This is a genomic window from Psychrobacillus sp. FSL K6-1267 (genome assembly GCF_038003265.1).
In the GTDB taxonomy this organism is placed as follows: Bacteria; Bacillota; Bacilli; order Bacillales_A; family Planococcaceae; genus Psychrobacillus; species Psychrobacillus faecigallinarum.
Window position 1 is genome coordinate 133,816 of record NZ_JBBOOR010000002.1, and the last position, 20,924, is coordinate 154,739.

The window sequence follows — 20,924 nt, forward strand, 5'->3', positions numbered from 1 at the left end:
GTAAGCGAAGTATTCTCTTCACGTCTACTATGGGGTGCTCCCATTATAAGTATTTTATTATAGTCAAAATTAAGAGGTTCTTTGCATATTATAATCTACATTGTTTACTCGAACAAGAGCCTCTTTTAATATATTTGCAGCTCGTTCCCTGGTTGTACCTAGTAATTCTTGTATTTCTTCTAATTTTGCTTGTTTTGCTATGTGTAAATAGTGTACGTATGCAAACCTTACTACCTCAGAGTGTAAGTTAAATCCTAGCACTTTAGCTAAGGCTTTGTTGGTTGCTGAAGAAGATGATAGTTGCTCTTGAAGATACTGGTCCTTCTTCTTGACAGTAAAAAGGTATTGGGTGTCTCTAAATACGGCTCTCTCTATGGCTTGTAGCAATACACTAATCTCTCCTGGATGAGTAAGATTAAAGGTTGCAGTCCCATCTCTTGTTTCTACAAGGACATTTAATTCATCTCCAAGATCTGTTATATCTTTTATAGTCACTCCTAATGTATCTCTTCTTCTCATGCCCCTTAAATCAAATAAAAAAAATAGCTTTGCATTTAAAGGCATTTCTGAGTTCATATAGACATTATCTCTTTTACTGAGTAATTCAAAATAATTTAAAGTAATTTTATGCGTTTTAGGTGTGAGATCTAATACGTCATATTTAAACTTCTCCATAAAGTCTACAGGTATCTTCCCTTGCTCCCACATGTAGTTAAACCAAACTCTTATATATACAAGCTTTCTGTTTACAGTGGAATCTTTTATAGGCTTTTTTCTTTGAATATCCAAGAAGTTTTTAACGTCTATTGGTCGTATTTCATGAGGAGCAACTGATCGATTATAATATTCATCCACGAATTTTAAAAAGGATTGAATGAGACTTACTTCATTCACAACAGTTTTTGGGCTAATTCCATTTTTTAAACGATAATTTTCATAGCCAAATGGCATACTGTTTTCTCCTTTCTTTTTTCTTTATGTTTAGTCTAGCATATTTTTTTTATATCGAATATTTCTTAGTTTGTTTTAAGTTATTATATATCAAATTTAATTACAAAATTAATAACAAATAAAATATCAAAACCTATACATAATATATATTGCACAAAATAGACCGAGCAGAGTCCTATTAAACATAGGCTTTCTAAACATAAAGTAAAAAAATGGAATATACATCAATATACATTTAACTAAAGTTGGAACAATATAACTTATTAAAGTTAAATATATATTTTTTGTTTTTATTATAATCTTTTTAATAAGTTAAAAAATGGAAGTAATGGGCATAGGAAATTGAATCTCTTCGGTAAATCTATAAGATTTTAGTTATAAAAAAATTTTGTTAAAAAATAGAATATTTAAATGCATGACAAATAGACCTACGAATAATAAGTAGATCTTTCTAGGTGCGATTAGAATTTTTTTTCAAAATTATTCTCTTTCTTCTAACCAATTATAAAAAGGGACCTTCATTCTATTTTCATCTTCATCCTCTATATTGAGTATTAACTCATTTAAATTCGCTTTTATTATTGGTTCAATATTTAATAGTCTATCTAACTCTTTTTCTAGCTTCTCTTTATTGGACATAACGCCACTTTCAGCTAATTTAGTAAGATAAGTATCTAATGAACGTACGTCTTCTTTAAAAATAGTTTTACAAATATTAATTATTGATTCTACTTGTAAATCCAGTTTCTCATTAAATTTGGACCAACCCTCATGTTTAAAAGTACTGGTATTTATGAAATGCTTTCTCAAATTGCTATGTAACAAATACATGTCCCCTGTGGAACCATATTTAGAATAAAACTTTATAAAACCGCAAATATCTCCTAAAGACACAATATACCCAGCTGTAAGTATTTCGTTGAACTTAATGTCACGTAATTGTGTAGCCATAATATTTTGGTGTAAAGCAGCGCCAGTTAAAATGTTACGTACTTCTGGTAATAGATAAAAATCAACGAAGTAATTAACTGCTTTTTCTCTTTGTGCATGATAAAGAACCAGGGGACCTTTTTCAGAAAAATAGTTTAGTAGTGTTTTTCTAAAAAGTGTAGCACCTGATTGAGGACAAAAACCCATTAAACTATTTTTAATTCCAATTAAATAGTTTCTTTGAGTTTCGGGCATATCGAAAAAACTGAAGTTATTAGCAAGGGCCATTTCTTCAATCTCATATTCTGTAGCAATTACTTTACAGTTTTGTTGACACAACCGTTTACTGATTTTCACCTGAATTAATTCGTTGTAAAGTACATCATTAGTTATTCTATTCTTTCTTTTATCTTCAGTCATATTAAAATGTGCAAATAGTATATCCTTAGTATTTTTGTTCGATGAATTAAGCTTAATATTATGGCCAGTTGCCTTGTTTATTAGCTTTAACTCAATCTGATCATTTTCTACTAAGACAGATAAGCCGTTAAGTAAGTCTTTGAAGGTAGGAAAAATATCAAGTCCACCAGTTTTCTTTAAAGTATCTAGCCCACGATGTTTTTTCATTTTCATTTTATTGTTGTATAACTGAACAATATTGTATGTTTGCTGTGTCCCCATAGGAGAAGTAGCTAAAAAATAGCAGAGTAATCTTTGGAGATTTAATGTGTAATTTAAGAATACAGGAGAAGTGTATTCATCCAGTAAACGAATGTACTCCATTTCTGTAGAATTACCTTTAGTAACTACATGAAAATTTGAATAATAAAAACCATCTTTTAAGTAGATTAGCTTGTAATACTTAGCTTCTCTCAAAATTCCTTGTAGAGTTTTTCTTTGTATATGTAATTTTCTTGCGAGTATATTAACGTCAATTACTATTCTATTGGTTGAATCAATATATTTGGACATGGCTAAAAGAAACTTCATAGTACTCCCGTTAAGTGGAAGATCTCCTTTAGCAAAACTAAACATATGCTTCTTGGATGGTTTAGCGTAGCCAATTTTTATATCATTTTTTAAAGCATATAAATTACTCATTTTATTATCCCCTTATTTCTGTAGGACCTTCTACATCTTGTAGGAAGGTTTTATTTTTATGGATAAAATATCACTGTAAATATGTACAGTGGTAATATCTTAGAATAAAAACCTAAAGAAGCAGCTAAGTCGAAGAGTACGTGTGATATTTTGTCGAAAACAACAGTAAAGTACACTATATTACTCTTTCAAAAAGGCCAATTTTTCTAGTTGTCAAAAGGGTTTGAGTTTGTTATTATAATAAATAACTGCACATACCTTTTTTGGCAATAAGAAAGACGCCCCGGAATTTCTCGTTTTTTGAGAATGATCCAAGTGAAAGAGATTATGATTTAATTTCTCAGCTCTTACTTGTTGGTAGCAAGCCAGGCCGAAGGGTACAGTTGGTAGCTGTACGTGCATTCAATCGAAAATTTAGGAAAGACCTTAGAACTTGTTGTGGTGGCAAGTTCTTTTTTTCTGTTCATTTTTAAAAAGAAACCAACAAAAAAATACTTTTATATTTGGGTTCTGTAAAATGTATACAGAAATAAACGACTATCCTCAAATACGATAAATAATAGCTTCTTAAGCAGAATTTATCATTATTTGACGATGTTCGTTGTGAGTGGTCATTTATAGAGTAACAAAATATTAAGCCTATCGCAATAATATTTTGTTTTACAAATAAATTCGTAATCTTGCTTGTCTTTTAATAAAACATTTGGTACGATTAAAACAACTTAATTATGGAACTTCATTTAAATTACTTTTTTATTTGGGTGGAGTGGTCAGAAGAAAGCCTCGGTGCATAAGTACCGAGGCTTTTTTCATGTTTATATTAATTTGTTAAAAATAAAGCAGCCGCAGATAGTACCATACCCACTAGTGTTAATTTAGCTAAGTTATTTACATTAAAAAGTTGAATGTTAAACATCTTTATCTTCTCCTTCCTCTAAAAAATGATTATTAGAGTCAATAGATTTTTGTTTTTGATCTATTTCTAAACGTGTATTTTTTAACTCTACTTCTTGATTTTTTATTGTCTCTTTTACTACATTTAACTTTTCTTTCAAAAACTCATATTCTTCTTTAGCTTTAGAAATAAAAGCAATGGTATCATTCTGGTTATTTGTAGAACCAAAAAGTTTGCTAAGGAAACCTTTATTCTTTTCAGATTGGTCCTTTAGCTCCATCACTTGAATGTATCTTGAAATGTCTTCAATTCTTGAATTAGTGTGATCAAGGCGAAGATTTTCTATCTTTAGGTCTGCTAGTAACCTGTTTTCTTTCTCCTTCAATTGATTTACTTCAATCTCAGCTGGAGTAAGTGTGTACTTTATAAAGTTTAAAAAATTATCACTTAATGAGATATTCAGTTCTTCTTTATTTTCTTCTATTTGGAATAGCCCTGTTTTAGTAATTTGTTCAACGATTGACGCTAGTTTTTCTATTTGAGGGTCAAATGGGTTCTTAGTCGGCAAGTTAGTAGTATCAGAATAAGAAATATGAGCTCCGCCAATTAATCTTTCCAGCCCTTTTATCTTGTATTCATCCTTTAGCATGGTAATCATTTTCAACTTGATGATAGAAATAAAACTTAATCGATATGCTGTATCTGTATTAGGTGCATCTTCATCAAATAGATAATAAGGAAATGGTTTTATATAATAACGCAAGCCAGAATCACTCATTGAAAACCATTCCGCTATTTTGACGGTACCATAATGCTTTTTAATATCAATTTCTTGTAAAAATTCTTCTTGGAATAATTCATCTTCAAGTTTGGCATTTTGAATGACCTCAAACAAAGGATCAAATTTCAAGTTTTCTTTGATATGTTCTATTTTTTCTTTTATCTCCATCTTACATTCCTCCTGTAATGACCAAACTCTGTATGTTTACAGTATCATAATTGTAAAAGTTTTCTCAATGGCTTTCTTTTCTTTTTTAGAAAAGAAAATCGAAATATTCTCTTCGAAAGAAAAGATTTTTACTGGAAAAAATAATCTTTTCTTTTCTTCTTTGATAAAACAAAAGGATAGAAAAAAAAATTTATAAATTAAAGTTATGGATCTTTAAAAAAATTATTCTTTTCTATTCTTTTCTTTTTTAACTTCGTCTCTTATTATTTTTTTCTTTTCTTTTCTATTCTTTTGTAAAAAGGGTTAGAAAGGGGGTGACCATTCTAACCCTTTTAAAAGAAAAGAGAAAATTATTCTTTTTTGCCGAATAAAGCTTCAAACATTTCCTGTTCAGACTTTCCTTCATCTTTGTTAGTTTCTTTCTTCCCAAATAAAGATGAAAAATCAGTATCCTCATTTGATTCATTGCTTTGTTTTTGCTTTAAACCAGCGAAAATATCTTCGGGCTCATTGAATGAACTTTCTTGAAGTTCTATTAATCTATTGTTTTCTTGCACAAGTTCATTGATTCTCTTTGGTAAAGCTAGTCCAGCAAAGACTGCATAGAAATAAACATCTTTTACTTCTTTATTCTGATATACATATTGTGCTATCGGTCTTTCATTTGACAGGGGAGCCAAGTCGTTGATTTCTTCCTCAATAGAGTTAGCAAATTCAAAGTTAAATAATCTATTTGCTGTTGATTGATTAGCCAAAATACTTACTGCAAGTCTAGAAGTCTTTCCTAAATTATAACCATCAGATAAAACGCCATCTTCGATTTGTTCCTTTAGCTTTCCTATATGGGAAATACTTTGAGAAGAATCAATTTCTGATGCTTTACTTGTGAAGCGAGCGAAATGTAAAACTCCTGGTGTTTTAATTAAATTCAAAAACTCTGAACTATCAAAGTGATTTTCTCCTACTGGTTTAAAGGTAGATGTTACCACATTCATTTCATGAAGAGTTTCAGCAACAAAACGATTCGAAAATTGAAGATATTCAGATACAGAAGCGTTAGGATTATGTTCACTGAAATTATCGTATAATTTTTGATTGTCGACAAGGATTATTGAACCTAGACCTTTCATAGCATTGTTAATTTGTTGTAATCGTTGTAATGCATTGGCTAACACGGTTTGTCCTTCATTTTTACGTGGAAGGGTAAGTATAAGTCCAAACTTCTTGTTGAACCCATTAGTCATTAGTATTTTGATTGCTTCTATAATAGATCCCGTACCAGTTCCTCCACCTAAACCAGCAACGATCCATAGGAAATCGGTATTGTTAAATTGTTTATTTATACTACTTACTATTTTGTCCGTATTGGTAGTAAATATTTTTTCTCCTAATTCAATGTTTCTTCCAGCTCCACGACCATCTCCAATAAGGAGTTTAGATGTATTAGGATTTTTAACATCCACTTTATCTAAGTCAAGAGAGTTTGTATTAATAAGTAATGCTGTGTAAGGGTATCGAGCATTAGTGATACTTGTTAAAGTTTCCGAACATGCTGCAGCAATTGAACCGCCACCCATACCTAAACCTAGGAAACCAAATCTAAGGCTTAGTTTTATATTTTCATCTTTTAAAATTGAATTTTTTTGGTTGTTCATATTTTTCACTCCATCTCTTAATTAGTCTGTTTGTTTGTTAAATAATTTAGTAACTCCGTACCTAACTCTGTCAATGAATAAATTCGTATTTGACCAATTCTTTGGACATTAACTAGTCCTGCGCCTTCTAGTCTGGCAGTGTGAATGTCTAAGCTATGACGAGAAGTAATTAATTGCTTCTTTTTATCATGAGTGTTAACTCGCTTGAAAAGTTCATTTGCTACGTCTCTTAAATTTTCCTTGTGTAAAGGCACTTTTTCAGTAGATAAGGCAAATAAAAACCATTTACTTTCTTCTGATAGATTACTGGTTAATATTTCGAATATATCTCTCTTTTCTAACGGCATATTATCACCTCTACTTTCGCAAAAACTTTACTGCATCTCTTTGTGCTTCAATGACTTACTCATTCACGCCATCATTGATTCAATTACTGACGCAATACTTATTATAAGATTTATAATAAACGTCTTTTGTAGAAAATGCAACTAATAATTACTACTATAAATACTTATAAAATAAGCGTTAATAACTTACGCTATTAATAACGCAGTTACTTCCGCAGTAAATGAAGAATATAGATTAATAAAGGTTGAAAATTTGAAATAAATTCACTAATAATTTTATTAGATCTATTCCTTCATTTACAAATTCAGTTTATACATATCTAATATTTCCTTTAACCCTTCTACGTGTTTAAGAGCAGTGAGATACTTTTTATTCGATGGGCTCCATCCGTAATTCCCTCTATCTAGTATAGAAAAAACTTTAACTCCACTATCCGGTTTAAACGATAGGGAAAATTATTTTGTTTTTTTCTTTTCTTTTCTTTTCAATTTCTCAGATTCTCTTATTTTAATGTTCATCATCGAAGACATTGTAAATGAATAAAAAGATTTCTCTTTTAACGGACAAATAGGAATCTTTTTTCCTCAACTGAATAATTATTTCTTTTCAATAATGAGTGGGCAAAAATTATTCTTTTTGTTCTTTTTATGAAAAAAATTTTTTATACTTTTTCAGTATTTCCTTATATTATTTATGGCACTTACTATAAATAATCTTCACACATCCTTTAAAGGGGATTGCTGCACACACATTAAAGAAGGGGAGAAAGGTGTGTGTAAAGACCGTGTGTGTAGAATATTTACCCTAAGATAACTTCAAACCTATAAAAGACCAAAGTAAATAGACACTTGCTAAGCGAGACTAAATATTAAAACTGCATGTGAGTCCATTTGTTTCAGATTGTAATTAATTACAGTGTCATTATTCACTAAAAGCAATGTATAAGAAAAAGCACATTTACATTCAAATACACATTAATGTAAGTATTTATAGGCAATGATTTTGTATTATGTTATACTTCTCCCGAAGTGAAAATTTTATATAGAAAAACGGGAGTACCCCGACAATCAATGATACAAGTTCAGCACTTGTTTTATTTGTTGTCGGGGTTTTTTCGTTTAGAAAGGAGAACTATGTATAAACAGTTATTAGACAATGATTATCCTACTATACGGTTGCCAAAGGACGAACAATGGACTGGTATTGTATTAAAAGGCGAGGATCTACTCTTACTCTCCCAAATTTATATACACGGTTCTATGAGAGCACCAAGTATTCATGACCTTTACCAAATGACTTACGGAAGAGAACGTAACTCCAATTGGATTTCTAATCGTTTAAAAAAGTTCGTTCAATCTGGGTTGTTGGACCGGTTGCAAGAAAGTTTAAGTGAGAAAGGGCAACTGGCTGGCTTAACCTACTATCATTATCGCTTAAATAAGCGAGGGTATGAGGTTTTGACAAGTCATGGATTTATTGAAAAAGAGGAAGCTAGGAAAGTTATGACGCTTTCAAAGAGAAGAAGATTACCTTCATTGCACACTAGAGCAACCTCATATTTAGCTAATATCACTTTTTTGGAACTATTAAGTAATACAAGAAGCGTTGAGGGATTCTCACATATTAGAGGTAGTAGGCATCCACACCTAGGGGTATCAGAAGAAACGGTTTCTGATGAAATAAAAGGCTTAATAGTACCAGATTGGGTTTTTGAGAAAGATAATAGAATTATTGCCATTGAAGTTGACACTGGCAGCCAACGTGGTGAAAAAATCAATCAAAAGTACATTCGTTATTTGAAAATGGCTGAATATCTGGATAGCTTAGGTAAGGAATTAATAGTTATTTTCGCTGTTACAGATTCAAGTATTTTAGATTTTGCTGTCGGTAAAGACTTGCGAAAAGAAAATAGGGATAAAAGAATTAATTCCTTAAAAGAGTTATTTCCACCCTATACAGAATGGAAAGAAAACCTTCTCTTTTATGTTGCAACAGCCAAGCGAGTTCCTAGTATAGTGAAGCATTTATTAAACAATGGTCCAATACTTTCCATTGATCGCATCTTTAGTACAGGCTCCTGGTATGACAAAATGCAAAAACATATTGCAAAAGACTACAGTTTACAGATAGAGCAATTAAACGAGGTGCTGCTCCCTAATAGAGATAAGAGGTTAGATGGAGAGTTACTCCTTCAAATGAAGAAAAAAGGAGTCCTAGTATCTAGACATTTAATTTTATTTTCGGAAGAAGGATCAGTAAGCAGCTATCAACGTATGAGAAACAATGCTTATTTAACTTATGAATATAACTTAGTTCCAAGCAATAGAGATAATCCTTTATATTTGAATGTAATCTACAGTGAAGAATTGTCAGCAGATGAAGATGTATATGGCCATGAATTGTATGAAAACATCTATTTAAGGGACATATCTTCTCTTGAAATAAGTAATGGTGACCATGAGAAAAAAGTTTACTCCAAAAGATTTGCTTCGCCTTATAAGAAAGAAGAGGTGAAGTTGTTTATATGATAAATGAGTCTAAATGGAGTGTATGGTTTCCTTTCCTAACAGTCTTACTTTTATGGTTAACTACTCTATATTTTGGTATGCGGTCATGGGTAAGGGTAGTCTCCTATTTCAGAACGGAGCAGATAGGTGTAGAAACAGCTTATTTCCCGCTCCTTTTTGGAGACAGTCAAATTGTTAGTGTCGTAGCAGTCTTACTAGTAATGGGATTAACAGCATTCAGTTGGTTGATTAGTACAAGGGCTAAGGCTTTTCAAACACCAAAGCTAAGAGTATTAATATTCCTTACTTCGTTATTGACCCTATGGGGAAGTATCGCTGCTTATGGGATGTCTGAAGCACGAAGAAGGTTATTACCTTTTTTTGATAAGAGGCTTGCACATATATTTGAAGGTAACAACGTAGATACAAACGGTATTCTTGAAAATCTAGTAATAGGACAGGTACAAGGTTTTTATTTGATGATAACCATAATACCTGTACTAGTTTTATTCTTTATTAGTTATTTTTTATTGAACAAGTATGTTGAATTTGATGTGGAATTAAGAAAGGCCTTCTTTAACTTCCAATGGAGGGGCAGATGGTTACAAAAATTCAGCGAGTTGGAAAAAACAGATTATATGCCGGATATATACTTAGGGGAAACATCCGTTGATAAGGAAATGGTTACTTCACCAGGAGGAGACAGAACACTTGGGACGGTAATTGTAGGTAGTATTGGAACTGGGAAAACAGCTGCTTTAGCAGAACCTATAATCGACCAAGATTTAGACCATATGGTTCGTTTTGTGAAAGCCTACCCGACAATATCACAGCGTGCTGATTATAAATCCCAAAATGTATTAGGGAGATATTTGAATGGTCTATCCATCATAGAACCATCAAACGATTTATGTAAAAATGTCTACCAATTGGCAAAAGCTCATGGAATTCCCGATGAAGCGATAACATATATAAATCCACTAGATCCTAACACGCCAAGTATTAACCCAATGCGAGGTCCAGTAGATAAAGTGGCTGAAATTTTTGCTCAGATTATAGCAGGGTTGAGTGACAACAAATCCGGGGGAGGCAGTTTTTATTTCGAGCAAGCCCAACGTAACCATTTGAAACACCATATATACTTATTGAAGTTGCATGATCCTAATAAAGATGTCAATTTGGATATGTTGTTAGATATGTATAATGACCCTCAGCTGGTAAGAACTATGCAACTTGCTTTAAAGACCACTATTCCTGATAAAATAAATGAAATTGTAAATAGAGATGAGAGAAATCATTGGAAGATTGTTAAAGGGATTGACGATTGGTTTAACTTAAATCTTATTCCTAAGGTTATTAGACAGGGTAATTCCGTAATTAAAGAACGAAATGAGCGTGGAGATATTATATATATGGATGCCCTTGAGACAGATGTTAAGGGATTAAGAAATATTCTAAATGATATTGGCGCGAATAAATTGATTCGTCGAGTGTTGTTCGGTGACAGTGATTTTGACTTTGATAGACATTTCGAGATGGGTGGACTGCTCCTTGTTAATACAGCTAAGGGGGAACTAGTAGACTTAGCTAAAGTGCTAGGGAAGATTGTTTTAATGAATTTGCAAAACGGTACCTTCAGGCGAGAACCAAAGGTGTCACCATTTCACCATATTGTTATAGATGAAGCACCAGATTATTTTTATAGTTCCTTTAGAGAGTTTCCAGCACAGGCACGTAAATATAAGGTTATTATCACGCCGATTATGCAATCTCTTGCTCAAATGGCCGACCAATTTGGTGAATTCTACATGATGACTATTATCGGTACTTTGCGTAACCGGATGGTTTATGGGGATGTGTCTCCTTATGATGCTGACTTTTTCTCTAAGATGTTTGGAGAAAAATACGTCTATGAAGAAGGGCAAAGTGAGATGTCAGTCTCACCATTACAAGAAGATCCAGTATCACGTTCAGGCTCGTCTTATTCTAAGGTAAGGGATATGGCAATGACGAGCGGAGAAATTATGTATCAAGAAGCTTTTCAATGTGCGGTTAAATTGGTTGTCCATAATAAACCTATGCCCGTCGTACAGATAGATGCTAACTTTATTCCTGAAGAACGTTATACTAAAGCAAAAATTGTAGCAGATGAGAAATCGTTAAATGTATGGTTGGAAAGCAGACGAAACTATCGTTTAGGAGCAGGTGCTCTAGATGTTATTGAAAGCATAGAAGAAACAGAGAGTAAAAATAAGAAATACTATAAGAATGAACAAGTGGTAATGAGTGAAGAGGAATTACTTGAACTTGCTAAGAAAATTAATGCGTCTGATGTAGATGAAATTGAACGTATCGTTAATATTGCAATGGATACTCAACCTAGAGACGAGGTACGTTATGGCGATTCAACGGATAGCAATATAGTTCCTGCTCATACTTACAATAGTTCAGCTGCTCCCGTTTCACCTAGGAGTACTGACTCAAATGACAAAGAAGCAAATTCTAAAGAGATTATGCCTGAAATAATTGATTTCTCTCAAATCTCTTTAAAAAGTCAGCCTACTACTCCACGCGTACAAGCTGCTCAAATAGAGCCTATAAAAGTCTTGAGCGAGACGGACGTTAAGGAAGAGAAAAAGGCGAAACTTTCAAAGCTATATGAACCTATAGAGGGTGAATCAAGTGTTACATCTGCTTCTGCTCCAGTTACAAGAAGTGGTTATACACAAAGTCAATTGAGCAAAAAGGGTGAACAGTTCATACAGGACATTCAGAAATTGACTGGAAAAACCAATGATACTGATTCTAATTAAAAAAAGCTATGTTAAAGGTAAAGGTTGATTTAAAATACACAAAAAATGAGCTAGGATATTTTTTCCTGGCTCATTTTACTTTGATAGTGTTTTTTACTAAAGCACCCGTTAATTCAAAAAAGATAAATTCAAAATTTATCTTTTTTCCAGAGCTTATATCCGACAAACTCCACACTACCGTAACCTATTATCATCGATAAAATTGGTACAACATAATACCTCGGAGGTCCAAATATAAAAATAACAATAATAAATATTAAAACAAAAAATGTAGCAATTAAAAAATATGATTTTTTCCGCTCTGTTAAATAGCGTTTTATTTTATCCATTCTGTATTCGTTCCACTCCAATTACATTTGTCTCCTTAATTATATCATCTTCAACTAAACTGCTGATTTAGTTTAAGTGTAACATTTCACAATGTATATCTGAGATCAACTTAATATTTTGGACATAAAGATAGACCATCGAATGATGGCCATATTTTGCTAAAGCACCCGTTAGCTTAATAAGAATAATTTTTGCTTCGACTCAATAATCAATAGAATTAGCTATTTCAACTAAGTTTTCGGGAGTAACTTTATCTAAAACTTGCTTATTGATGCTTAGCATATACTGCCAATTTTCACTTTCAAAAACAAGCACGTTAAAACCTGAAATAGTCATATAAGTGGCTTCATTCCCATTATTTAATTCAAAGGTCTTTAACACATACTTCTCTCGTTTAGGAATACCGTACTTAATAGGTCGAACATCAATTTTATAATGATTTTCAGATGATAAATCACTGATAAATTCTACTTCAAATGAGTCATTGGTGTCGCCCTCTAAATCATTAAATCTTCCGAAATGATGAGTGAAGCTTATCGGGGGAACTCTAAGTGGTAGCTTTAGTCTTTGTTTAAAATGTTGTTCAAAGTCCTTAGATGCTTCTTCCACAGGCTTATATCCGATTTCAGGATATATTACTTCATAAGGACTGGGCTTATTGTTTGCAGTTGCAAATTCGGTCAATAAAAATAACAAACAATATGAAAGCAGGAATAGGGAAATAGTTCTGGTCATTTTTCTTCACCTCAAAGTATCTTTAGGTGTATTATTCCAAGCTTAATGAAAATTATTTATGACATTTCTTATTGAACTAAACTGCGACTTTAGTTCAATAAGAAAAAGGCTATACTCCTTCTTGAAGTAAAGCATCTCGTTAGTTTAATATGAACAGCGACGCTTATTAAACAATCGCGTGCGATTTTATTACTATTTATTTTGGATATACCTTTTCAAACTGCTCACATACAACTAACATTTCTGGCGAGAATTCTTTATCATATTCTTTTAGTGCTTCGGTAAAGAATTTTTCATGTGCTTCCCACCAAAACTGATAATCCCCTTCTCCTTCTGCTAAGGCGAAATCTTCTGTTACCTCATTCATCGGAACAACTTCGACAGATTGAACTTGAATGACTGCGACAGGATCATCTTGACCATTTAGAACAATATAATATTCGCCTGCTTGGGGTATTGCTTCTTTTTCTAACTCATAAAACACAAACCCCGAAGTTGTCGCTGTCTTCTTTCCCTCGACAACTAAATTAGCTAACCAATCAGCCAAAGCTCCAAATTGAAATGCACCTCTATATTCCGTCCCTTCCTTATTATTTGCTACACAAAAATCATTCCAAAATTGTTGTACCTTATCCATTAATAATCTCCCTTAAACATAAATTTATTTCTTGTTCTCCAAAATTGCCCAATTATTGAACGCAAGTTAAACAACACTCTTTAACTAACCTGTGCGTTAGTTTAAGTGTAACATTTCACAATGCAAATCTGGGATCAACTTAATGTTTTGGACATAAAAATAGACCATCGAAAGGATGGCCATATTTTGCTAAAGCACCTCGTTAGCTAAAATTATCTTTATATCTAAATAGTAGCCAAGTAGAAATAATACCAATAGAAGCCACAAGAATATCATAAACTAATTGCCCGACCTCAAGTGTGTCTAAATTATTCATTATGGCATTAGGAATTATAAGCAATAACAAACTCCCCAAAGAAATCCAATGTAAATTAACCCATATTTTTCTAAACATATTTCCACTCCTTAAAAGAACACTCACCAATTTTAATTGAGTGGTTTTATTATGACAACGCTTTGTTTCCTTGTTAAACTAAACTGCCCCGTTAGTTTAAGTGGAAAACTTCACAAACAAGTTCTCCTCACGAAAAAACAACCCTAGCCTTTAACATAGCCTTAAAAAAAATCTTGCATGAGTATGGATGTATTTGTACAATATAGTCAATCGGTTAGAATAATTTAATAAATTTATAGGGTGTACCCCTCATTTTGCAGACGATGTAACAATCGTTTTCTTAATGAGGGGTTTTTTGTGTTTCAGAAGGCATGATTCTGCCGAGGGAATGATTGAATTACCAATGAATACTGAGTGAATTAAATCAAACAGAGAGGAAGTGTCTTCATGGTCTCAAAATCAGAAGAGGCAAAAATTGAGGAAACAATAGCAACACAAACTAGCGGAGAGGTTACTGAGGTAGTAAATAATTCAGAAGGATTATCATCTACCACTGAAAAAGTTACTCCGAAAGTGAAAGTATCTAAGTCATGGGAATCCAATGCGAAATTAGAAGAGTTAGCAAACCACCAGAGAAATGGTGAAATTGTTACAGGGGTTATTCGCAGTGTTAAATCAATGAAATTACCTCCAAAGATGCAAGAAGAGAGTACTTTGATTGTAGCTTTACCAGGTGGAATCACTGGTTATTGTCCTGCTTCGGAGTTTAAAGAACGTAGTTTTCGTAATCTGGAGCAGTTTGTTACATTGCAAGAATCCTTCGTTATTACTCATTTAGATTTACCTAGTAGCATTGCTATTCTTTCAGAGAAACAAGCTGCAGAAAAATTACGAGAAGTATTTTGGGAGCAGTTAGAAGATTTACAGAAGAACAACTTACTAGATAGTGTTGAATTTAATGGTATTATCACTGGCTATAATCAGCAAAAGGGTATTATCTATGTACATATCAATGGGGAAGACACATATATGTACCGTAATGAATGGTCATGGAGAGAAAGAGATGTAGTAGATGCACAACCAGGAGAAAAGATAACCGTTAAAGTCTTAATGTTCGATAAAGAAAAGAGAGCAGTTCGTGTTTCTCGAAAAGCTGCAATTAAAGATCCGTGGGAAATAGCTGCGGATATGCTTCAAGTGGGGCAAGTAATTGCTGGTCGTGTTACGCAAGTTCACCCTATTCATGGTATTTATGTACAAATTGAAGATGGAGTAGAACTGAAAGCTAGCAAAGTTGGAGCACTGGATGAGCCTAGTATTGATGATTTTGTTTCATGTCGTTTGCAGAAGCTAGATACAAAAGCTCGCAGAGGAAGAGTGATTATTATTGGTTACCCACGAGGGAAGCGGAATAAAAAAGACTTTGGTTCATTTTTATTTGACGAATAATGGTTAATCAAACAAGTTCGCCTGTTGAAATGGAACAGGCAATGATCCAACTTTTTCCTCGGGAGGATGGTACCATTTCGATTTGGGACCATCCCAATTTCAAGTCAACGGTAGCGCTTCCCGATTCATACATACCCTTGACTAGGACGGAACAGGTATTGGAGCTAATAAACACTTCTAAACTGAATAAAGATATGTTAACGGTACTTAAAGTAGTTGGAGATGCCGGAGCAGCGAATGAAGATCAATTAAGGAGATATATGTCTTCCTTGCAATCTTCTTCGGCTACCAGTAAGCACCTACGCCATTTAGCTAAGTATGGTCTTGTGCAACGTCATAAGTGCAGATTAGCTTTTATTGAGGAAGATGGAAAAGAAGTTATCCGTCCCCCAGGTCCTCATACACTTGGGATAGGCGGATATAAGCTTCTCTCTCATCTTTATCCAGAGTCCAAATTCATTGCAGCGGAATCCTGGTTAGACAATTCAATGGGTATACAAAGATACGTTGCTATGAATGAAATTCGTTGTCTAGGGATTGAGTCCAAAAATGTGAGAGGTTGGTCTTGGTACCCTTATGTCGGTGGTTTTAGCAAGTATAAGAAACCTTTTGCAGTGATGAAGGTCAATAGCCCAGAAGGGGAATTGCAGATTATTATGGAGAGAGCTCAAATGGCTCAAAATTTTATTGGCTACTTCCAATCACGTTTAGAAGAGTTACGTTATCTGCATAACAGGGATAATACAATTAAAATAGACGGATTTGCTCATACTGATTTACAGGTAGTAGCCATTTCTGTTTCCTCTGTAAGTATGGCCCTATTCATTCACGAACAACTGAGATTAAATACGTTTCCTTTTGACGTATGGTTAGTTATTGACGAATGGTTTGATGAAAGTAAAGGATTAGAGACTGCCTTTGGCAAGGTGGAGAAAGATAAAGTACAACGTGTTCGTATTTCTTATTTAGCAAAGAAGTAAGAGATTATCAGCTGCTCCAGGCTATATTGACTTGGCATATGTTTAATGATAAATTATTTGTATAACACCTTTTCTCAAGGTTTTTAATCTTGTGAAGAGAACACACTGGAAGAGTAAGCGGAAACTTATTCTTCCAGTTCCCTATATAAACTTAACCATTAATTATATATAAATAAACGGGAACACCCCAATGATGTAAATGAACGTACTGAACGTTCTTTTTTTACATGATTGGGGTATTTTTTTGTTGTTTGAAGGAGGTTTTATATTGTCCATTCTCCTTGCAGTAGGCGAGCCTTCTATGGCGAACATTTTGCGGAAATACTTTGAAGAGGGCGCTTTTGAAGTAATAGACAATGACGTACATCATCGGAAATACTTAAACGATATTCTTGAATTAGAAAATCCAAATATCCTAATTTTACATGATATTTACCTACCAAGTGACTTACATACAAAAGAAGATAAGGAACAAGAATTGTTAACCCTTATCAATTCTTGGCGAGTCAATCGGGAAGATATGCGTGTAGTCTTCATTTGTGAAAGACCAAAAAACGATCCGTTCTTAGGTGATTTAGTCGCACATAATGTACTTGATATTTTTAATGAACGACAAATAATCGCTAAAAATTTCTTGGAACAGTTATCTGCTCCACCTAGATATGCTAATGTCTCAAAATTCAAAGTTGGCGGTCTTACTCTATCTTTTGATGAAACAACAGATACCAGTGAAGTAGAACAACAAGAAGAATTAGACGTAGAGGAAAATAACGAGGTTACTGCGGTACCTGTAGCATCCACTGTTAAAAAGCCTAAAATTGATTTTAGTGAAAAGAAAGCAGCTATTGGTAAGCAACTATCGGAAAGAACCCAGGATTTAAAAGAATTGGCCGGAAAAGTATCATTACCCAAGCGTAATGATACTCCAAAAGTAGAAAAAGAAAAGATACCCAAAGCAAAGGCGGAAGCCAAGCAAGAAAAACAGTTTCAGACAGAGTTGGAATTAGGGGACATTATTGAGTTTATGCCTATAGACAGGGTACAACAACGATCCGCTATCATTGGCACAGTTCTAATAAGTGTGGCAGGCGTGGTCCCTCATATAGGTGCAACCCATACCGCTATAAGTATAGCAAGTTATTTAAAGGATTTAGGACATTCTGTTGCATTGGTAGAAGGTAATGAATCACAGGACTATGATCGTATTCACACCTTATACGAGGGTGAAAAAAGAATGCTATCCAGTATAAACACATTCGAGATGCAAGGAATTACTCATTACAAATATAGAGAACGACAAGATTTATATGAGATATTTCCGCTATATGAATATGTAGTATTGGATTTAGGGAGTATACAAGACACTCCTTACCTGGAAGAGTTTAGACGCTCCCATGTGAAATGCGTTGTATGCTCAGGAGATGAGTGGAAGTTACATTGGATTGAGACTTTCCAAAAGATATATCCGAATCATGAAGATGTATGTTATCTCATTCCTGGAGCAGTTGAAAGTGTTAGAAAGGACTTAGAGGAAAGGTTAGAATGGCGTTCTGTATATTCTTTCCCCATTCAAGTAAGCCCTTATGAACCATCTACGGATGTAGAGGAGATTCTTTATGATGTGCTGGGTGAATTTATTAAGTCACCTAAGAAAACCTTCTCAAGAGGCATGTTGATTATATCAAGTGTAGCTAGTGTTGCTATTACAGTAGCTGTATTAGGAGTTTTTTATATCATTGGATAATAAGAGGAGGAATTCATGTGTTAAAACAAAGTTTGGGAGAGTATGAGCTTAAAATAGTAAAAGGTAACATAGCGATTGTTTGTGAAATAGGCACTGGTAAGAACGCGACCGTAAAGAATTATATTACGCAATTAGTTAATGAAGGACAAAAAGTTGTTGTCTATGATTATGAAAAGGAATTTGGTGGTTTGACTAAAGCACTTAATGGTAAGGTAATTTCTCTTAGCGATCAGACTTCTTCAGGTGAATATGAACAATTAAACTGTATTCAATACTTACAAAATGATTCGTTGCAAGTACAACATATGGAACGTTTAATAAACGATTCTATAGTAAATTGCTTAGTAATTAATGATTTTCAATATATATATGATAATCATCCTTACGAAATGGGAGTGGCTATTAAAAATGCAGCTGGAAAAAACATTAAGATTTTGGCTGTCATAAAAAAAACGAGTACAGTAGATTTTCAAAACTTAATTTCGTATTTTCCTACTGTAATTTTTCAATAATTAATCGGTTTCCACGATAAGTTGCTTTTATATGAACAATTACTATAGAACCACCTAGTAGGTCAACAAAGTATAGAATAATACCCACTTTTTTATTATCAATTATTGACTTTTAAATAGGTGCATGATAAATTATGGATAACACTTTTCAAGGATTCCCTTTTCATTAAAATTTTGTAATAACCGGGAATACCTATCATAATTGAACTTCTTGAAACTTAATTGAATATTAAAAAATGGGAATACCCCAATCATGTAGAATGAGCGTCTTTTGACGTCTTTATCTATTTGATTGGGGTATTTTTTGTTTTCTTACATATCTCAGTTACATCATGTGAGTTCGAATTTAGGTGAAAAAATAAGGGGGAAATAAGAACGTGAAAATTCGTTTAAGAACGAAGAAATTAATATGGTCTGGTTTAATCGGTGCTGCAACTATGCTCATCATTTCAGGCGTAGGTGGTTACTTCTACTATCAGAAAACGCAGGAACGAGAACTTGCCCTCAAACAGCAATATAAGGAACAGATGGAAGAGTTAGAATTAACTGCTCTACAGAGTGAGGTTGGCTATGCCTTAACTAGGAAAGTTGAAAGAGGAGATCCGATAACTAGTGACATGTTGGTAAAAGTGTCCCTTCCTTTTGCAGCAAAAGCAGAAAACATTATGATTCCCACACAGTTTGAAACGGCTCAATTTTTTGCTCGAACAGATTTAGAGGAAAAAACAGTAATGGTCAGTTCTTTTGTCTATCAAGATGTGAACGTGGAAAATGACGTGAGGGAAGTAGAGTACTCATTGATAGAATTACCAACTAAGTTAGCTCCTAATGAATATGTCGATGTTCGTATCCAGTTTCCTAATGGGGATGATTACATTATCTTCTCTAAAAAGAAAGTGAAGGAAAGAAACGGACTTACAATGTGGATGGATAATGACGAGGCTGAGATCCTATCGATGAGTTCAGCTGTGGTAGATGCTTATTTAGAGGGTGCGAAGATTTATGCTTTACCTTATGTAGATGGGGAAATGCAGATAGGTTCTCAAATCACTTATCCAGTAAAACAAAATGTTCTTTCTCTAATACAAAGCTCACCAAACATTGTCAATATAGCAAAGCTTAATTTAGAAAAGCAAAATCGAGCAAATCTAGAAATGGGCTTAGAAGCAATGGCAGAAGAGGAACGACAAAAATTACGCGAAGGTGAAGCTACTAATAAAAACTTAGTGAAGCAAGAGCGTACAGAACAACAAAGAGAAACTGATGAATTAAATGCTTTAAACCAATTTAATCAAGAAAGTGAAATTGAAGAGGGAAGTGAATCAGAATGAAACTAATTCAGTTAATTGGAACCCGGAATAAGACAGATTTTACGTTTTATTTTAGCCATGTGCTTACGAGCCTTTCAAAACGAGTGTTAGTCATAGACGCTACTTCCCAAGAGTTTTACAAAAATGGTTATACCCATTTAGAAGAAGGGCAATCACTTTATGACTTTCACAATATAGACATCCTGTGCGGGGCAAAAAATTGGATGGAAGTAGAGGAACTGCTCCGAAGTGAAAACGAAAAGGCAACAAACTACGATGTGATTTTAGTAGACATAGATTCTACTGAATTACTCATAAATGAATGGCCAGCTTTTAGTGAACGTTTCTATGTAGGTGATGATGAAAAAATTAATCAAAGCCGTGATGTAGAACTGCTCCATTTCTTATTTGATGAAACAGAAAGTACCACAATGAAGCGAATTACCTTTACTTCTACTTATAAGTTACTAGATGAATATTTTGATAACCTAATGAACCATCGAGTTACTTGGAGATCTATCAATTACTTAATAGAGCCGGATGAACTGGAACAATCGCTTCGCATTCAAATGCAGCACGAGCAGATGATTCCTTTCAAAAAGTTAAATAAGCAATACAAAGATATTTTATTCGAAATAGTTTCTGAAATATATCAAATGCATATTAAGGAAATCAATGAGGCAGTGAAGCCTTCGTTCTTCAACTTTGCCCGTAAACAAAAACAACCGGCATTAATTAAATAAG

At 33.5% G+C, this 20,924-nt stretch carries 17 protein-coding genes; 8 read left to right on the forward strand and 9 right to left on the reverse strand.

Annotated elements, in window-relative coordinates:
* Window positions 1-69: 69 nt before the first annotated feature.
* The 5 genes from MHB55_RS22120 to MHB55_RS22140 all read right to left on the reverse strand — a co-directional run bounded on the left by MHB55_RS22120 (window position 70) and on the right by MHB55_RS22140 (window position 6,828).
* Window positions 70-951, reverse strand: a complete 882-nt coding sequence (locus tag MHB55_RS22120) for a site-specific integrase (protein WP_340845333.1) — start codon at window positions 949-951, stop codon at window positions 70-72.
* Window positions 952-1,431: 480 nt separating this feature from the next.
* Window positions 1,432-2,982: a hypothetical protein gene (locus MHB55_RS22125; RefSeq protein WP_340845332.1), complete on the reverse strand. Its 1,551-nt coding sequence runs from the start codon at window positions 2,980-2,982 to the stop codon at window positions 1,432-1,434.
* Window positions 2,983-3,890: 908 nt separating this feature from the next.
* A complete protein-coding gene (locus MHB55_RS22130; protein ID WP_340845331.1) occupies window positions 3,891-4,826 on the reverse strand; it encodes a coiled-coil domain-containing protein in 936 nt (311 codons plus the stop codon).
* 350 nt (window positions 4,827-5,176) lie between these two features.
* Window positions 5,177-6,481 (reverse strand): plasmid replication protein, encoded by a 1,305-nt coding sequence (locus MHB55_RS22135; RefSeq protein WP_340845330.1) that lies wholly within the window; start codon window positions 6,479-6,481, stop codon window positions 5,177-5,179.
* A 17-nt stretch (window positions 6,482-6,498) separates the two neighbouring features.
* Complete coding sequence (locus tag MHB55_RS22140) at window positions 6,499-6,828, reverse strand: hypothetical protein (protein ID WP_340845329.1); 330 nt, start codon at window positions 6,826-6,828, stop codon at window positions 6,499-6,501.
* Window positions 6,829-7,962: 1,134 nt separating this feature from the next.
* Here MHB55_RS22140 and MHB55_RS22145 point away from each other — a divergent pair.
* Window positions 7,963-9,357, forward strand: coding sequence for a replication-relaxation family protein (locus MHB55_RS22145; protein ID WP_340845328.1), 1,395 nt, complete (start codon window positions 7,963-7,965; stop codon window positions 9,355-9,357).
* A complete protein-coding gene (locus tag MHB55_RS22150; protein WP_340845327.1) occupies window positions 9,354-12,149 on the forward strand; it encodes a type IV secretory system conjugative DNA transfer family protein in 2,796 nt (931 codons plus the stop codon). Before MHB55_RS22145 ends, MHB55_RS22150 begins: the two co-directional genes overlap by 4 nt.
* Window positions 12,150-12,277: 128 nt before the next feature.
* Here MHB55_RS22150 and MHB55_RS22155 read toward each other — a convergent pair whose 3' ends face one another.
* The 4 genes from MHB55_RS22155 to MHB55_RS22170 form a co-directional block, all read right to left on the reverse strand.
* Entirely contained in the window at window positions 12,278-12,499 is a 222-nt protein-coding gene (locus MHB55_RS22155) for a hypothetical protein (protein WP_340845326.1), read from the reverse strand.
* A gap of 181 nt (window positions 12,500-12,680) precedes the next feature.
* Window positions 12,681-13,214: a hypothetical protein gene (locus tag MHB55_RS22160; protein WP_340845325.1), complete on the reverse strand. Its 534-nt coding sequence runs from the start codon at window positions 13,212-13,214 to the stop codon at window positions 12,681-12,683.
* A 196-nt stretch (window positions 13,215-13,410) separates the two neighbouring features.
* Window positions 13,411-13,851, reverse strand: a complete 441-nt coding sequence (locus MHB55_RS22165) for an ASCH domain-containing protein (protein ID WP_340845324.1) — start codon at window positions 13,849-13,851, stop codon at window positions 13,411-13,413.
* Between the two features lie 202 nt (window positions 13,852-14,053).
* A complete protein-coding gene (locus MHB55_RS22170; protein ID WP_340845323.1) occupies window positions 14,054-14,245 on the reverse strand; it encodes a hypothetical protein in 192 nt (63 codons plus the stop codon).
* A 387-nt stretch (window positions 14,246-14,632) separates the two neighbouring features.
* Between MHB55_RS22170 and MHB55_RS22175 the strand changes: the two genes are divergently transcribed.
* From MHB55_RS22175 to MHB55_RS22200, 6 genes are all read left to right on the forward strand, one after another.
* Window positions 14,633-15,634: a 30S ribosomal protein S1 gene (locus MHB55_RS22175; protein ID WP_340845322.1), complete on the forward strand. Its 1,002-nt coding sequence runs from the start codon at window positions 14,633-14,635 to the stop codon at window positions 15,632-15,634.
* A gap of 158 nt (window positions 15,635-15,792) precedes the next feature.
* Window positions 15,793-16,614 (forward strand): hypothetical protein, encoded by an 822-nt coding sequence (locus MHB55_RS22180; RefSeq protein ID WP_340845321.1) that lies wholly within the window; start codon window positions 15,793-15,795, stop codon window positions 16,612-16,614.
* A gap of 268 nt (window positions 16,615-16,882) precedes the next feature.
* Window positions 16,883-18,358 (forward strand): hypothetical protein, encoded by a 1,476-nt coding sequence (locus tag MHB55_RS22185; protein WP_340864000.1) that lies wholly within the window; start codon window positions 16,883-16,885, stop codon window positions 18,356-18,358.
* Window positions 18,359-18,375: 17 nt separating this feature from the next.
* Window positions 18,376-18,870, forward strand: a complete 495-nt coding sequence (locus tag MHB55_RS22190) for a hypothetical protein (protein ID WP_340845319.1) — start codon at window positions 18,376-18,378, stop codon at window positions 18,868-18,870.
* A gap of 377 nt (window positions 18,871-19,247) precedes the next feature.
* Complete coding sequence (locus MHB55_RS22195; RefSeq protein ID WP_340845318.1) at window positions 19,248-20,201, forward strand: hypothetical protein; 954 nt, start codon at window positions 19,248-19,250, stop codon at window positions 20,199-20,201.
* Window positions 20,198-20,923 carry a hypothetical protein gene (locus tag MHB55_RS22200; protein WP_340845317.1) on the forward strand — a complete coding sequence of 242 codons (726 nt, stop codon included), beginning with the start codon at window positions 20,198-20,200 and terminating at the stop codon, window positions 20,921-20,923. Before MHB55_RS22195 ends, MHB55_RS22200 begins: the two co-directional genes overlap by 4 nt.
* Window position 20,924 lies beyond the last annotated feature (1 nt).

Coding starts and splice junctions, on each gene's coding strand:
- MHB55_RS22135 (WP_340845330.1), bottom strand. CDS start 6,481: ATGAACAACCAAAAAAATTCAATTTTAAAAGATGAAAATATAAAACTA.
- MHB55_RS22200 (WP_340845317.1), top strand. CDS start 20,198: ATGAAACTAATTCAGTTAATTGGAACCCGGAATAAGACAGATTTTACG.
- MHB55_RS22145 (WP_340845328.1), top strand. CDS start 7,963: ATGTATAAACAGTTATTAGACAATGATTATCCTACTATACGGTTGCCA.
- MHB55_RS22140 (WP_340845329.1), bottom strand. CDS start 6,828: ATGCCGTTAGAAAAGAGAGATATATTCGAAATATTAACCAGTAATCTA.
- MHB55_RS22165 (WP_340845324.1), bottom strand. CDS start 13,851: ATGGATAAGGTACAACAATTTTGGAATGATTTTTGTGTAGCAAATAAT.
- MHB55_RS22150 (WP_340845327.1), top strand. CDS start 9,354: ATGATAAATGAGTCTAAATGGAGTGTATGGTTTCCTTTCCTAACAGTC.
- MHB55_RS22120 (WP_340845333.1), bottom strand. CDS start 951: ATGCCATTTGGCTATGAAAATTATCGTTTAAAAAATGGAATTAGCCCA.
- MHB55_RS22160 (WP_340845325.1), bottom strand. CDS start 13,214: ATGACCAGAACTATTTCCCTATTCCTGCTTTCATATTGTTTGTTATTT.
- MHB55_RS22175 (WP_340845322.1), top strand. CDS start 14,633: ATGGTCTCAAAATCAGAAGAGGCAAAAATTGAGGAAACAATAGCAACA.
- MHB55_RS22125 (WP_340845332.1), bottom strand. CDS start 2,982: ATGAGTAATTTATATGCTTTAAAAAATGATATAAAAATTGGCTACGCT.
- MHB55_RS22130 (WP_340845331.1), bottom strand. CDS start 4,826: ATGGAGATAAAAGAAAAAATAGAACATATCAAAGAAAACTTGAAATTT.
- MHB55_RS22170 (WP_340845323.1), bottom strand. CDS start 14,245: ATGTTTAGAAAAATATGGGTTAATTTACATTGGATTTCTTTGGGGAGT.